Origin of the sequence: Xenorhabdus sp. SGI246 (genome assembly GCF_040838225.1) — a bacterium.
GTDB classification, from domain to species: Bacteria; Pseudomonadota; Gammaproteobacteria; order Enterobacterales; family Enterobacteriaceae; genus Xenorhabdus; species Xenorhabdus indica.
Map to the genome: position 1 here is coordinate 1 of NZ_JBFPEZ010000091.1, position 16,711 is coordinate 16,711.

The following is a 16,711-nucleotide window of genomic DNA, read 5'->3' on the forward strand; positions in this document are numbered from 1 at the left end:
ATGCCTGTGGGTTTTCCTTTTTAATTGAGTCAGATAACTGCATAGCGGGACCAAAACAGAAGGGGCGACACTGACGAAACGGGAATAACTGAGCAAGGTGGGAAAATCATGGTGGTGATATTTCCAGAGGAATTCCAGATAGAAGGCTTTAAAGTGACGGTAATGTGACATATGAAAGAGGATCAAAATGGTCATAATTTCACTGGGATACATATGACCTTGCCGGCGGCGCAGCCGATATCCGTTATTGAGACAAAATTGCTCCCACTGTGGGATAAAAAAACGGCAAAAATCATCGACATTACAGAAAATTTCAACTAAGTTGTCCATAGCCTGTTCCTCCCCGGGGCTGTTTCGGCATGCACCAAAACTTTGCTCCTGGAACAGGCTTCACGTCAATTTCTTATCCAGAATTCGGGTTAAATTAGAATTATCGAGAACCGTTTCAATACGGATATCATGAAGACAGTGCTCGAAAAAATTGTACTCGTAGGTAAAACGATCACCGGCATCAAATTCAAAGTCATCCAGCATAATTTTGTAAGGGTTATCAGGAAAACCAATTCCGCCGGAGTAGGAAATGCCGTAATTTTTGCCATAAATCCGGAATTGATGCAGATGATCATCCTGCCATCCCTGCGCGATCTGAATGATATAATGAAAAGCCGCTAAAGATGTCCCACCTGATAATCTGAATCGGCGCCAGACCATTGGACTAATACCTCGGAGGGCAACTTTAACGACATAGGATTTCATGGTAGAACGCCAAATAAATACGTTTGATTGCTTATTCTATCGCCGATTTAACAGAGTGCCCCACGGTTTTTTATGGTCTCCAACTATGGTACTCAATACATTAAACAATAATACATACTGATTGTATATGCTACTTTCAGTTTCTGAACTCTCAACATAAATAGTTAATGATTCAGTGGGAAGGATACATTTCTGTTTCATTTAATTCTATGAAATAAATGAAACAGAAATAACAGTCTTTTTACTATAAAGCCTGTGATTATTCAGGTAGGTAATCTCCTACGTTTAACGATAAAGTGGCTGGTGAAGTTTAATCCCTATTCTGCATTCCAGTTCGAGAAGGATTTCATCTGCGATGAGATTCGCATTGTATAGATCATCATGGGCAACCATAATTCTACCCAACACTTCATTTTCAGATACTTGTCGAGAAGGCTCTATTTTGTCAGCGTAAAAATTAACCAGATTTTTATTGTTTTTAATATCATCAATAAAAAGGTCATCAGCAATGATACCATTCTCTAGTGGCATTATTTTCCTAACGGTTACTGCTCTATATGCCGAAGGCAGCTTAATAGGGCTATCGGAACAAGTGGCAATTGTAAATAATGAAGGATAAATTGATTCACCAGTAGCTTGGTGATAAATCTCAGGCATTACTCCGCCCATAAGTCTAGGATTAGCTTCCACTAGTATTGGTCCTGTCTTTGTATACATAAGCTCAATATGGTAAATTCCATGATCCAATCCTAGAGCTTGACAGACACCTCTTGCATAAGTAAAACATTTATTTTTTTCGTCATTTGAAAGGTCTGCTGGCATTAAAGACCCAAGCTCAATGCATTCATTAAATCTTGATTGTGAACGACCACTAATCATAAATGGGAAAAACATATCTTTATATATACCAACTTCTGCAGAGATTAATTTTCCGGATAAAAATTCTTCGATGAGAATACCTCTTGAAAATATTTCTGTATAAGGTAGTGTAATCTTTTCACTTGTATTAAGGATATTCATTGCTGCTTTACTAACTTCCTCCTGCGTGGAAACTTTCACAGCAAGTAAGCTATCAAAACCGCTGACTGGCTTAAAAATAAATGGGGGATTATTTTGTTCGAAGATAGTCTTAGCTTCATCAAGAGTGTTAGCTATCCAAGAACGTATCGTAGGCACATGATGCTCTTCTAGTGTTGCTCTCGCTTTATGTTTATTTCTTGCATTTTTAACCCCTTGTGGATTGGAGAAAGGGATATCATAGCGTTTACAAGCCTCGGCAACGGCTTCAAGGCTCGGTTCATTGGGCGCAATCACACCATCAATGGTCTCTTGCCGAAGAATACTGCTCAACAGATACGCAACTTCACTAACATCAGTACCGTTTTTCATATCAACTATCGTATGAATACGTCTAAGAACTGACTGAGTGTAATCATTATTTTGATAAAAATAGACATTATTCTGTCGAAAAAAAGTTACTTTATAACCTCTCTGTAGTGCTTCGTCCATAGCTTGTATCGCTGCATTATTGGCATCAATAAAAATCAAATGTTTCATAGAGTTACCTTATTCGTGATTTTATATGTATTTTTTAATGTCAGTAGCAAACAAAGAACAGTGAACCCACAGAACACCACTGAATTAAGCCAGAAAGATGGAGTGTAAAATAAACAAAAAGTACTGATCATTCCGCCAATCGCGGTTGCAAGTTGGAAGGATGCATTCATTAACCCATTAAGAGTGCTACGTTCGGTATCGTCAACTAGTTTATAAATATCAAAAAAAATCAGTGGGTTAATTGACGATCTAATCCAAGAGAAAATAGAGAAAAGCAGTGTTTGAAGAACTATATATCCCGCGAAGACCGGTATTAATATAACGGAAATCATCGCTATACCGAGCAGTAAAATAATTAAGCTTCTTGTAGTGGAAAAAATTTTGTTCACATGACTAATTACGGTAGAGGCAATTAATCCCGTAATACCAGAAAACATAAATAAAATAGCGATCTGGTAGCTATTTCCTGTTCCAGTATAACTGAGCCAGTAAGAATACATACCAAATACAACAAATACCGACAGACCAAATAAAGCATACAGTACTAGATAATTTAATACGAGCTGGTTACGAAGTAGTGATATGTACTTAGCCAGAAAGCTTTTAAGGTTAATATGTTGCGTCGTAGTAGGTTTTTCAACACCCAGTAATAGTAGCATCAATGTAACGCTGATGATGAGCATTACCACTAATAATATAAATGGAAAGTACCAAGTAATATTGTCGCCAGAGAGTATTCCTAGAGGTAAAGCCACCAGTTGAGCAAGAGATGCAGAACCTTGCACAATTCCTGTTACAAATAGCCGCTTTTCTCCATCATAGAACTCCATAATCAGGGGAAATATAGTAGCCCCCATCATTGGTACGAAAAAACCTATAAGAATACGAAAAATTATGAGTTCTTGAATATTGGTAGAAAATATTGACCCTATACAGGATAAGATACAACCAGTAGCACCAATGAGGATGAATTTTTTTTTACCGTATTTATCAATAAAAGGGCCGTATAACAGATTGCAAAAGAAGGCAATAAAAGGAAATGCTGCCAATAACAACGTAATATGCTGTTCATTGGCAGAAAAATGTTGCTGCAAGAAAGGTAGCATCGGATAAATAAAAGATATATTAAAATTAACAACGAAATAACATAGGCAAAATATTATTAATAGCCCGCTTTTTCTCATTTTTAATCCCTAATACCATCGGCATAATGCCGATGGTATAATTATTTTACAGGTTAATGGCAAAAGGCTTGATTTTTTCATAAATCGCAGTGGCCCGGTTAACCATTGACCACTCTGCATCGTTGAACTGGAAGTTATCATCATATTTCATATTGGTTTCAGGAATAAAACCAGTAGAAGATTCCAAAGTTTTATGGAATCGCGCATGAGCCTCCGCTTCTTCGGGAGTCCATTTTCTAACATTTCCATCATTCCAACTCAGTTGGGACTCTTGGAAGTCTAAACCTACTGCCTGACAATATTTACGGAGTGAGTATTCTGGGGCATTCCTGAGTGCATCACCTTCAATCACTACAGGCGGTTCCTCAACGTTGAAAATCCTCTCCCACAGTTGATCCATCGCTGTAAAACCGAATTCCCATTCACCGATCTCATTCTTACGCACAGCTTTGCGTGAACGTAAGCATGCTTTAGGTTCACGAATGATAATCGTGTGTTTTGATCGTTTAAAAATTTCCTCACCAACATAAGGAAGACCAAAATACGCCATTTCTTTCAAAAAAAGCACTGGTGCGTCTATAGACATAAGATTCCGATCTACCACTTCACCTGTTTGTTCCCAAAGTTCCGGACGTTCTCCATACATATCTGTCATTCTGTCTTTGGAGAAATAGTAAGTATCTGCATATGGCTCAAACAATCCAGTCGTATCATCACGCATCTGGAATGATTTTAACATTGCAGTGGATAACGAACGAGCAGGTCCCCATAGAAAAATAATTTTCGACATAAAAACTCCGGTTAACGTAATGGATAAATAGAATTCGGTTTCTTTTTTTTGCGTCTAAATATAGAAAAAAGAAGACTAAAAAAATTTTTTCTTTTTTTACTCATGATTTACTCCAATATATTTGTTGATTAATCGAGCCATCTCTAAATAACCTTCGTCATTGAAGTGCACGCGATCGACATAGATGCTCTCATTGATTAAAGGTGACTCTCCCATGATAATATTCATATCAAAGAAATTAATGTTTAATCGAGCCAATCTTGAGCGTAACTCATTAACTAAAGTTGGATGATTTTCTTTAGCTAGGATGCGCGAAAAAAGCCTCCAAAAATTATTTGGACACTGATCTATAGCACAAAAAATTTCCTCTTCTGTAGTTGTTAGTTGAGTCTTTGACCAATAAGACATCGGTTGTAAAAAAAAGGACAATTTAGAATTGTATGGAGCTAATAGCGATTTCCATTGACTCATTGTCTGTTCAATTACTTTAGCTGTCCTAATCAAACGTTGTGAAGTATCAGTACTTTCATCCGTAATTATGACATCTGCTGGATTGAAACCATCAGATACATTCATGATCTTGTTGTAAAGCTTTTTCATTGGATTTAGTTTACGATTATCCAGTTCTGAAGCGTAACTATTAGCTCTTCTTTTTAGATCATCATTGTATTTATTCATATAATATTGGTATTCATATGAATAATAATAACGACCGTGTTCAGTAGCTAACTCATCAGGAATCCCTTCCAACGTTAGTGTGTTCATACCGCTAAATACAACAACGTGGTTAATTTGGTTGAACCGTTGTTGGTGCATTAAAAATAATATTACTTCTTGAGTTGAGTTATACCCCCTCCCCCCAAAGTTTATCCATGGCTCTCCAGTTAATTTAGATAACCCAGAGGCGATAGTGTACTCATCTGCGGTAGCGCCAGTTCCTAGGGTGGTTGAGCCCCCAATAATAATATTAATTGGCACGTCTGATGGAATCGAATCCATCGAAATATAACCATCCTTGTATTTTGTATATCGGAAGCCCAAACTATCTGTATTGATAGTTTTTGATTTAAAATTTGTTTGATGAAAAAACATCGTATAGGGTAACCATCTTACGCCAAGATACATAAATTCATCGTAGTCGCGAATCTGAGGAGTTAAACGATAGACTTCATTGACGGCTTCATCATGGCTTAATTTATTTTTCATTCTGTTCTCCTGCCTCAAAATGATAGTAACTATTTTTATCCTCGAACCTTAAGTTCATCGGGTCTTTAAATTTATTTTTTGCAAATCCCAGTGGTAATAAAATAAAGAAATAATAAAATTTTAGTAAAAGTGTCATCATTTAGTCCAATGTATAAGTATTTTGCCAATCTTCATCATTGAGTAAAGGTGGCTGCTCTGATTTGAAACAAACGATATTACCTATAACCAGCATATCTATTTTCGTTCGCATAAAACATTTATATGCATCATGAGGTGATTCAACAATAGGTTCACCTCGTACATTGAATGAAGTATTAATTAGCACAGGACAGCTACTTTTCAGATGAAAGTGAGCCAAAAGGTCATGAAACTTGGTATTATTTTTTCTGGACAATATTTGAACTCGAGCGGAGTTGTCTACATGTGTCACAGCAGGTATCTGAGAGCGTATAACCCGTAATTTATCTATACCATGAAGGTTGTCATCTTGGTACGGGATTAGCTTATTATTAATAACATTACTAACAAATAGCATATATTCATTTTTTTGGTGGATATCAAACCATTCGCTAGCATGCTCCTCCATAACAATTGGAGCAAATGGACGGAAAGATTCGCGATTTTTGATTTTTAGATTCATTACACTCTGCATAGAAGTATTGCGCGGATCACCAATGATTGAACGGTTTCCAAGCGCTCTTGGACCAAACTCCATACGATCTTGATACCAACCGATAACACTACCATCTAAGAGTTTACTGACTGTACAATCTATCACTTTTTCCCATGAATACTCGTGGTATACGGCATTAACACTTTCCAAGTATTCCTTAACATATAAATCATTATAGGATGTTCCAAGATAAGCACCTGATATTTGATCAGTACCATATTGTTGCCGGTTAATATATTCATTCTTTATCATACCCGCGTACAAAGCTCCAATCGCACCTCCAGAATCTCCAGCCGCTGGTTGAATCCATATGTTTTCAAATATTTTTTCTTTAGCAATTTTTCCATTCGCTACACAATTTAGTGCAACTCCACCCGCCATACAGAGATTTGTTTCTCCAGTTATCTTTTTAAGATGACGAGTGATTTTTATTACGACTTCTTCGGTAATTGCTTGTATAGAAGCAGCCATATCTAAGTAGTGTTGATTAAGTTCTGATTCAGCGGCTCTTGGTGGATGCCCAAATAGGTCACTAAAATGATTAGATATCATGCAGTTACCGACTGCGTAGTCAAAATATTTCATATTTAATATAAAACTACCGTCTTTATTTATCTTAATTATATTATTCTTAATAATATCGACGTAAATTGGTTTTCCGTAGGGAGCTAGCCCCATTAGTTTATATTCGCCAGAGTCAACTTTAAAACCGCAATACCAAGTAAAAGCTGAATAGAGAAGCCCTAGTGAATGAGGAAATTTAATTTCCCAAATTTTTTTTAATGTTTGTTCATTACCCAACCAAGCTGATGTTGTTGCCCATTCTCCAACTCCATCAATGCAAAGCACAGCCGCCGTTTTAAACGGACTTGGGTAAAATGCAGATGCTGCATGTGAATGGTGATGATCCGTATATTCTATATCTGGAATATCCTCATTTGGATAAAGTCTCGTGAGTTCTTTCTCTAATTTATTCTTAACATGTCTTTTTTCAGTAAACCAGAGTGGAACTTCCTCATTAAATGAAGAAAAGCCTTTCAACCCGAAGCATGAATATGTTTCAACAATGCGATTAAACTTTTTCTCAGGATTCTCATAATAATATATTTTATCAATATTGCTTAAGTTGATTTTATTATCTTCAAGGATGCGTTTAAGTGCTAATTCAGGAAAGTTTTTATCCTGTTTTATTCTCGTAAAACGTTCTTCTTGTAATGCAGAAATAAGATGGTTACCTTTCATCAAAGCTACTGCGCTATCATGATAATAGCAAGATAATCCGATATTAAATTTGTCTTGGTTGTTAGCCATATTACATCCTAAATTTCATAATTATTTGAAATGAAAAAAAATAAAGAGCTGTTTTTAGGAGGGGATAATGATAGGAAACCTGTCCATATTCTTTCCCAAAGTATTTGTGTTAACTTTTTATTATTTTTATTTGCATACTTATTCATGTAAATTTTAATAGCATTTAGTGCATCTGCAGAATGCCCTGATGAAGCATTATCAATGGAATTATGTAAGTCAACAAATAAAGTATTAAAACCATATTTTTTTAATTCATCTCGGGCTTGGTTATAGGCACCACCAACACCAGATAATTCCATAGCTAAATTTAATCCTAGAGTTTCTGGTAGAAATTTTTTTGGGAATCGAGAAATTGATAACCAAAAGACTGGTACCAAAAAGTCTTCATCATCAAAATATTCAAATTCAGAAAATTCTAAAGTTGCAATATCAGGTAATTCAATTCCCATTTCAGAAATCAAGTTACGATATATGATTGGATGATTTTTCTCTATATATCCATTTCCAATTTCATCTGAATAAATTTGGAATAAAAGTTTTCCTATTTCATCATTAATAAGATTATGTTGGCTGTAATGGTTGATCCAAGCACCATCTAGTAAAATCATTGGTGCTAAATGAATCGCTTCATCTATAATCTCATCTTTTGACTTGTTTGAAACTATACGCCCTTGCGAATAGTCTTCTACCTGTAATTTTGCTCTTTTTAAAAACCATTTATCTAATAATGCATCATCATAATGTTTAAACGGAATTGTATTTATTTTTCTTTTCGCTTTACTAAGCCAGTCGATTATAAAACCTTCGCATTTTTGGTCAAGATAATAATGATCATCACTGGTCATCAACTCATGAAAAAACTTTCTTATATTTTTTGATGCCTTATGTTTATTTTCGGGTGGTAAAACATTCACTATAGGGGATGAATTGATTGCGATACCCTCATCGAAACTATCAGATGTATTTTTCTTCATGGCCCATTCGCTTATTAAAAATAGCTCACGTTCAGTAAATACTTTATACATGGGTCCATTGAAAGATGTTAGTTTAGAAAAAAAAGACATCTTCTCAATAATATGTCCTTTAAACCAATGTGAGCTTTTTAGTTGAAAAATAAATTCACGAGGATTTTTTTTCATTAACTCATCCAAAGGACATTTATTTATCATTTTGTTATTGTGATAACCATAAGCTATTGAGCTTTTACTTGATACGATTCTCTCCATTGTTATTGAAGAGTTTTTATCATTGAGATTTGTTTTAAATAAATTTTCTTTTATACTTTTTTTTAGCTTAATTAACTTATTTAATGCGTTAATGATATAAATAAGAGATTTTTTTTCTTTATAAAACATTATTGTTTTATATGCAATAATGTTTTTTATCTTATTCTCAATTGAATCTTCGTTCTCAAAAAAAATAACCGCAGAAGAAGCATCTTTAGATAAAATTATAGCTTCTCTAAATTCCTTTACAGAATCAAAAAATAATAGTATCAAATCCGCAATAATTATAGCATCCTTCTGATATGATGATTTAATGTTAGATATTGCCAGCCTTATTGCTGGCATAGCAAAAGTATCATCAAAGTATGTTATATCGCTAATAGCCTCATTAATAAATTTATAGGAAACTATATTCTCAAATGATTTTTTTTCTAGATCTCTAAGTAGCTCAAAAAGAATAAAGTAGTCACAGGACGAATAAAGATGTGATACTCTTGCATCAAATGAACGATTAATAGCATAACTTACTGATAAATTATCTAAAACATCAAATTTATCAATACATAAGCAATTGGAATTTTTTCCCACTTTAGGGATAGAAATCACTTTATGCAAATTATTTTCGAGTGATAATAAACTGTTATTAAAATCATTATCGCTTTCTATTAATGTGTTTTCTTGCGTATTAATCAACCCAAGGTCATGCATTAAATTATTTGAAAGTAACGATTTCAATCCATTATCTTCAGATTCGCTAAGTAGCTTATACATTTTTGAAAAAGAATCTACAATCATATTCATTCCTTTAATTATATTTCATTTCACAAATTATAGAATCAACTTCGTAATTCAAATATCCTAAATACATAATGAACTGTTGCATTAAAAATGAATATAAATGTTAAAGATTCTCAATATGTCTAAGAATTTTGCGTATTTCATATACATCATTTTTATTAATATTTTTAATTGTTACTTCAGAATTTAACGGAGGCTCATAAGGGCTATCAATACCCGTCATATGAGCCAATTGGCCGAGTCTTGCTTTTTTATAAAGACCTTTTGGGTCACGTTTTTCACAAATATCTAATGGTGTATTCACATATACTTCAATGAAATTTTCGTTACCTATCACCTGTCTTGCTATTTCTCTCTCTGTCCTACATGGACTAATAAAAGCAGTGATGACAATAATACCGGCATCAATCATCAATTTGGCAACCTCTGCTACTCGACGTATATTCTCACTTCTATTAACAATCGTGAAGTCAAGATCTTTATTCAATCCTTGACGTATATTGTCCCCATCTAAGATATAAGTAAGTTTTCCAAGCTTGTGTAATTCTTGTTCTAATGCATTAGCTAAAGTTGATTTACCTGAACCAGACAAACCAGTGAACCAGACTACTTTACTTTTGTGGCCTATTAGTTTTTCACGATTCTCTCGACTAATGTTAAATATTTGACTATGGACATTCTGTGCTTGTTGAAAGTTATTGTGGATTAATCCTGCGGCAACAGTTGCTTGTGTAAATCGATCAACTAATATAAAACTACCTAGAGTATTGGATTGGTCATAAGAATCTAGAACTAATGAGCGATTAAGCGTAAAATCACATACAGTAATATCATTGACACTCAGTTTTTTGTGCGGTTCTTGAGCGAATGTATTTATATTAATACCATATTTTATATTTGAGATTGAAGCTCTAGCCCATTGTTTTGAAATTTTTATTTCATAGTTGTTACCTGGAAAACCAAGTTCCTCCTGAAGCCAGATCAATGTTGCTTCAAATCGGTCAGTTATTCTTAATGTATTGTTTATATTAGTAATTATATCTCCACGAGAAGCATCTACTTCTTTATCCAATACTATTGTTACTGCATCTCCACTTTTAGCTGTGGGCAAATCTCCATCAAAAGTAACAATTTGTTTTACATGGACTACCTGCCCTGATGCTGAAATTTGTATTGAGTCTCCAACGGATATATGACCACTTGCAACGGTGCCGCTAAAGCCTCTGAAATCAGGAAATGGCCTGTTCACCCATTGTACTGGGAATACAAAACGACGATTTGTTAAACGGGTAACGTCAACTATTTCTAATGCTTCGATTAGAGTAGGGCCAAGGTACCAAGGGGTATTAGGTGAATGATCCTTTATATTATCGCCAGTAAGCGCAGACATTGGAATTGGTATCACATTATTAAAATTCAATGTTTGTGCCATTTCATTGAATTCTTTAACAATGTTTTGACTTATATTAGCGTCAAAATTTACTAAATCCATTTTATTAATAGCGAGTATGACATGTCGAATGTTCATCAATGATATAATATAAGCATGTCTACGCGCTTGTGTTAGTATTCCCTTGCGGGCATCTACCAAAATTATTGCTAAATCTGCCGTTGAAGCGCCTGTCACCATGTTCCTAGTATATTGTTCATGACCTGGAGTATCGGCTATAATGAATTTTCTGCGGGTAGTAGAAAAAAAACGATATGCGACATCAATCGTAATCCCTTGTTCTCGTTCTGCGGATAGCCCGTCCACTAGTAATGCAAAGTCAATATTCTCCCCTTGTGTTCCATATCGTTTGGAATCATTTTTTAAAGAAGCCATCTGATCTTCAAAAATTTGTTGTGATTCCCATAATAGTCTGCCTATCAGAGTACTTTTACCATCATCAACGCTTCCGCACGTGATTAGGCGTAGCAAATCCATATTAGCTTGTTGTTTAAGCCAGTTATTAATAGGAATATGATCTATGGATACATTTTGGTTATTTGAGCTGGACAATCCGTTTATCTGTTCCACTAAAAATATCCTTCCTGTTTTTTCTTTTCCATAGAACTTAAGCTATCGGTATCAATCTTACGACCTTGCCGCTCAGATTGCCGTACTCTAATTAACTCGAGCAAAATATCCTCGACCGTTTCTGCGTTGGATTCAATTGCACTTGTAAGTGGATAACATCCAAGTGTTCGGAATCTAACTTTAAGGATTTCAATTTTCTCTCCTGGTAGCATATGGCAACGATCATCATCTACTAGCATGATCATTTCATCACGCTTAACTACTGGACGTGCTTTCGCAAAGTAAAGAGGAATAACAGGAATATTTTCCTGATAGATATATTGCCATATATCTAACTCTGTCCAATTAGATAATGGAAAAACCCTAATACTTTCGTCTGGTTTTTTACGCGTATTGTATAGGTTCCAAAGTTCTGGACGTTGGTTTTTGGGATCCCAGCGATGAGTGGCTGTGCGAAAAGAGAAAATCCGTTCTTTCGATCTGGATTTTTCTTCATCTCTACGAGCTCCCCCAAAAACCACATCAAAATTGTAATGCTTGAGTGCTTTTTTTAGACCTTCTGTTTTGGTTATGTCTGTATGGAGAGATGAACCATGCTCAAAAGGGTTTATATTCTTTTCTATGGCTTCTGAATTAATATAAACTAATAATTTCATTCCACACTCTCTCTCAACTAACTCGCGGAATTTATACATTTCTTGAAATTTCCATTGAGTATCCACATGTAACAATGGAAAAGGGGGCAATGAAGGATAGAATGCTTTTCTTGCTAAGTGCAGCATTACACTACTATCTTTACCCAAAGAATATAGCATTGCTGGATTTTCTGCTTCAGAAACAGCCTCTCTGATTATATCGCAGCTTTCAGCTTCCAGTCGCTTAAGGTGTGCAGAACATAATACATTGCGCCGATTATATGTTCGTACTATTACAGGAGGAACTACAATAGGGTGATATGCTTGAGTACAAAATAATATTTTGTCCAATTTTTCTAAGTTGCGAATATAGTGTACAAGTTCTCCATGGGGAAATACTGCAATGGATTTTCCTATATTCTTTTGGAGTATTACTAATGCCATCCGGATAGAGTCCAGATTAATAGTATCTATGGAAACACAAAACATTTCATCGTTATCGTCATTAGCATATAGATAATTTTTACCATCAGCTAATATTACCAATTGGATAAATAATATTTTAGCTTGTTTATTTTGATATTGATTAAGCGCCCACTCGAGTACCAATCTAGTCGGTGGTTGCCCCTGCTCGTCACGCAGTTTTTCTATACTTAGTATGTGAGGAACAATATTTACATATGTAGCTTGTTGTTTTTCCTCTTCCGTGCCGTCTTCTAAGCTTATTGGTTCAAGGGGTTTATTGGCAACACTTAGCTTAGGATATAGGGCTTTTACTTTTCCTTGTTTCATTATCGTAACTCAATAGTGTTTTTGTGATAATATTGTTAATAAAAAACTATGTACATGATAAATATGTTAATATTTAGTATTGATCACATTTATTGTGGAAAAATTTATGATTAGGCAATTTTAAAGAAAAAATAGTTGACTTAACGTGGCTCGTGATGTAAAAAGCATTAATTATTTTAATGTATTATCTTTATAGATGATTATATATATTGAGACTCCATAACTGCTACAATCGTTGACCTTATATTTATTATGTGACAGATTGTATATTTTATGGCACTGCTAATGTCGCTTTATTGTTTTTACCTTTATGAATTAAATATAATTAAATGATAATCAGTTTAACTTCATTTTTATTAACTATTTTTATCGCAACGTTAATTAATGATAAAGAGAGTCAATATACTTCTTTAATATATTATAATATGATAGAGACCTAATGTTTCTACCCGCCCGTTATTTATCTTAATGGTTAATTCTAATAATTATACTTATAACATTAGAATGTATCACTTTATTATTAAGGATATATCCAAAGTGATTGATTTTTCCTATACATTTGCTGGTGCGCTTACTGGGGTATTTATTGGTTTAACAGGGGTCGGCGGTGGTGCATTGATGACCCCTATTTTATTACTATTTTTTGGTGTATCCCCAATTACTGCAATAGCGACAGATTTATGGTTTGCATCAATCACTAAGATTGTTGGGGCGAGAATACATCAAGCTGCTGGGAATGTAGATTGGTTGATCGTAAAACGACTGTGGTGTGGTAGTTTACCTATAGCATTGTTAGTTGTGTTACTTATTAACTTTAATATTTATATATCTAACGTTGATTGGTTAACAGAGGCAATAGGCTTTTTGGTACTGGTTACGGCTATTGGGTTACTATTAGCTCCTAAACTTAAGCAAATAGCCCGCAATTACCGCCTTAAAAAGGCTACATGTTTTAAGTCCATTCAACCCGCTTTAACAGTAATCTCCGGGGGAATTTTAGGGATATGCGTAGCACTTACATCTGTAGGGGCTGGAGCCCTTGGAAGTGTAACGCTATTGTTTCTTTACCCTCTACGAATGGTACCACATCGTTTGGTCGCCACTGATATTGTTCATGCTATTCCATTAGCAGTAGTAGCTGGCATTGGTTACCTCTTTGCTGGTAAAGTAGATGGTTGGATGTTAATAAGTTTGCTTATTGGCTCTATCCCTGCCGTATTAATTGGTAGCATCCTTGCGGGTAAATGTTCCCCCAGAGTAATTCAATTTTTACTTTCTTTCGTATTGATTACTGCTGCCTATAAACTTTTAGCTTAATACTCGCGTTGTTGAATAAGTAAATTTTAGGCTGCATAACTATGAAAAAAGCTCATTCACCTAGTGTAAGATTATGAAGTTATATGCGTATCCTGATTACATTCTCGGTATGGGGTAGCCGTTTTCACCAAAATAGGCATCATAAGACAGCGTAATAACCTATCATCCAACAAACCCACAATACGGGTTTTGGGTGAGTAGAGCTGTCCAGTCACCCAGACAGCCCCCTCCTCAGAACCGGACGTGTGGAACTACCGCATCCGGCTCCCGACAGAGCAGTGTCCCCACACATATTCAGCAAGAATTGAACATTGAATGTATTTTCCATCGAGATGGATAATTCAGCATTTTCAGGATTAGATTTAGCTTTTCCCACGTTAACCGGCGACGTCCTCCTTTCCGGTTGAACCATCGATAAATGATCCACTTGCTTTGGTAGATAAATTGCTCAACGCTTCTCTGGTTGTCAGATTGGCTGCGAACCGATCTTTCCGGCTGGTAAACTTCAGCCGCCAGAAGCTTTTTCGCGATTTCCCCCAATAGCAGGTAAAGCCCAGAAAATTAAACGTGGGTAACCGTTTTCCTGACAAATCGGCTCTCATTGCTGCAACATGTCCCGCAGAAATTAACTGCGATTTGTCACCGTGCAACTCCAAACCATATTTATTCAATCTCTTTGGTAAAACTTCATAGAAACGCTTTGCTTCTTTGGGATACTGAAAGGTAAACACCATGTCATCAGCATACCTTACCATCTCTGCCCAACCACGAATATGTGAGTGGCTGATTTCGTTAAACCATTCATCAATCACGTGATGTAGGTAGATATTGGCAAGCACGGGTGACAGGATTGAACCTTGTGGACACCCACGGACATTGCTGGAAACCACATTGTCTATCATGATGGGTACCATTATCAGTACCTCAATCAGTCTGAGAAAACGTCGATCTGATATCTTCTTCCGGAGTAAATTCATCATCTCGATATGTGGTATCGTGTTGAAATACTTTCGGATGTCGATTTCCACTACTGCACCATTCCAGTTTCTGAATGTTTGTTTCTGTAGTGTCCTTAATGCTGCATGACAATTTAGCCCCGGCCGGAAACCATAAGAGCAGGACAGAAACAGCGGTTCATAAATCCGGCTAAGGATGTCACTGACCGCAAGCTGAACCAGCTTGTCCTCTATGCACGAAATGGCCAGAGGCCGTTTACTCCCGTCTTCTTTTGGGATCTCGGTTATCCGTGCTGCTTTAGGGTGGTACGTCCCTCTGCGTATCCGTACAATGAGATGTTGAATGTTTTCATCGAGATGTTCACCATAAGCAGCTTTTGTCATGCGATCAATACCCACGGCTTTACTCCCGTCCAGCCGCTGGAATTGCCCTTTCAGCATGTCACCGTTCAACAAATGTCCTAAATTATTGAACACTTGATGCTTGTTACCTGCTGATTTCTCGCCTATACGTTCAAGTCTCGTTAACCATGATAATCCGTCGTTGCTGTGTACGGTCATTGTTGTCCTCTCACGTTCGATCTGTCTGCCAGCCCTTCGTTCCACGGTCATTACCCGCTTCAACACTACTATGGCCGACTCCGACTTCCTGATACTCTTTTCTCCGGTCTTACGTTTTAGCACTTGTACCCGAAATACTCACTCCATTGAGAAATATCAGGATCTCCTGGGTTCCAATTGTTCTCTACAAACTCGCTGGCGCCTGCGGCTCCGGTGTGTGTTTCTGTATGAATATTCGCCAGTATGACCATTCAGTAACTGTTGCCTGCTAGCTGGGCTAACTATCGGCACACACGATCAGATGTATTTCGGAGCTATCACGTTCATCATTAGATTCCGGCTCGAATGTTTCGCTGTCTACGCTTCGTCTCCATTGTTACCGCCGGACACGCAAGACTCGCTACGTAGTGGTCTGGGCCAACCTTCTACGGTGGGACTTTCACCCACAAGATCAGTACAGCTTTTCCCAGCGCACAACCCATTTCATCTACAGGGTTACTCAGCCGCGCAACAGAGTTAATTCATTAATTAAAGAAAAAGGTTTTGGGGAGCAATGCATCATAACAGCATGAAAGGATATACACACCTATGTAGAATCTCTAAAGGCACATGTATTACTATTGCCTATATAGATATTAGCCCACTCATAAGTTCTATAAGTTAAAAAAAGATATTACCAATATAAAAAATGGATGATAAATCAAATAGATAAAATTATAAGGTGGCAATCTAATTTCAGGGGCATTAATAGGGGCATTAATAGGGGCATTAATAGGGGCATAAAATCAATGTATAAAAATAAATACAATAAATTTAATGTATTATATCAATTTGCCAGTCCCGCCTTGGCACCAAATAAAAAACTTGATGATAAACATTGAGTTAGGGAACAGAAAAGCCACCGTTAAGGTGTAATACCGCTCGCTTAA

10 protein-coding genes and 2 pseudogenes are annotated in these 16,711 nt (G+C 36.1%); 1 reads left to right on the forward strand and 11 read right to left on the reverse strand.

The window, feature by feature from the left end:
* From ABLA85_RS17025 to cysD, 10 genes and pseudogenes are all read right to left on the reverse strand, one after another.
* Positions 1–330: pseudogene (locus tag ABLA85_RS17025) on the reverse strand (IS982 family transposase); the annotation flags it as partial.
* Positions 331–390: 60 nt separating this feature from the next.
* Positions 391–756: a plasmid pRiA4b ORF-3 family protein gene (locus ABLA85_RS17030; protein ID WP_367965540.1), complete on the reverse strand. Its 366-nt coding sequence runs from the start codon at positions 754–756 to the stop codon at positions 391–393.
* 285 nt (positions 757–1,041) lie between these two features.
* Positions 1,042–2,313 (reverse strand): acetyl-CoA carboxylase biotin carboxylase subunit family protein, encoded by a 1,272-nt coding sequence (locus ABLA85_RS17035; RefSeq protein ID WP_367965541.1) that lies wholly within the window; start codon positions 2,311–2,313, stop codon positions 1,042–1,044.
* Positions 2,310–3,497 (reverse strand): MFS transporter, encoded by a 1,188-nt coding sequence (locus ABLA85_RS17040; RefSeq protein ID WP_367965542.1) that lies wholly within the window; start codon positions 3,495–3,497, stop codon positions 2,310–2,312. The genes ABLA85_RS17035 and ABLA85_RS17040 overlap by 4 nt, the downstream gene beginning before the upstream one ends.
* A 46-nt stretch (positions 3,498–3,543) precedes the next feature.
* On the reverse strand, positions 3,544–4,287 hold the full coding sequence (locus ABLA85_RS17045) for a hypothetical protein (protein WP_367965543.1): 744 nt from the start codon (positions 4,285–4,287) through the stop codon (positions 3,544–3,546).
* Between the two features lie 96 nt (positions 4,288–4,383).
* Positions 4,384–5,493 (reverse strand): SGNH/GDSL hydrolase family protein, encoded by a 1,110-nt coding sequence (locus tag ABLA85_RS17050; protein WP_367965544.1) that lies wholly within the window; start codon positions 5,491–5,493, stop codon positions 4,384–4,386.
* A gap of 139 nt (positions 5,494–5,632) precedes the next feature.
* Entirely contained in the window at positions 5,633–7,477 is a 1,845-nt protein-coding gene (locus ABLA85_RS17055; RefSeq protein WP_367965545.1) for a carbamoyltransferase, read from the reverse strand.
* A gap of 8 nt (positions 7,478–7,485) precedes the next feature.
* The gene (locus ABLA85_RS17060) at positions 7,486–9,498 is read right to left on the reverse strand and encodes an iron-containing redox enzyme family protein (protein WP_367965546.1); all 2,013 of its coding nucleotides are present in this window, start codon (positions 9,496–9,498) and stop codon (positions 7,486–7,488) included.
* Positions 9,499–9,604: 106 nt separating this feature from the next.
* Positions 9,605–11,521, reverse strand: coding sequence for a sulfate adenylyltransferase subunit CysN (cysN, locus tag ABLA85_RS17065; RefSeq protein WP_367965547.1), 1,917 nt, complete (start codon positions 11,519–11,521; stop codon positions 9,605–9,607).
* Positions 11,521–12,450 (reverse strand): sulfate adenylyltransferase subunit CysD, encoded by a 930-nt coding sequence (cysD, locus tag ABLA85_RS17070; RefSeq protein WP_367965549.1) that lies wholly within the window; start codon positions 12,448–12,450, stop codon positions 11,521–11,523. Before cysD ends, cysN begins: the two co-directional genes overlap by 1 nt.
* Before the next feature lie 1,035 nt (positions 12,451–13,485).
* On the opposite strand from cysD, the gene ABLA85_RS17075 reads away from it, so the two are divergent.
* Entirely contained in the window at positions 13,486–14,265 is a 780-nt protein-coding gene (locus tag ABLA85_RS17075) for a sulfite exporter TauE/SafE family protein (RefSeq protein ID WP_367965548.1), read from the forward strand.
* A gap of 294 nt (positions 14,266–14,559) precedes the next feature.
* Here ABLA85_RS17075 and ABLA85_RS17080 read toward each other — a convergent pair.
* Positions 14,560–15,782, reverse strand: a pseudogene (locus tag ABLA85_RS17080) (reverse transcriptase domain-containing protein).
* Positions 15,783–16,711: the final 929 nt, after the last annotated feature.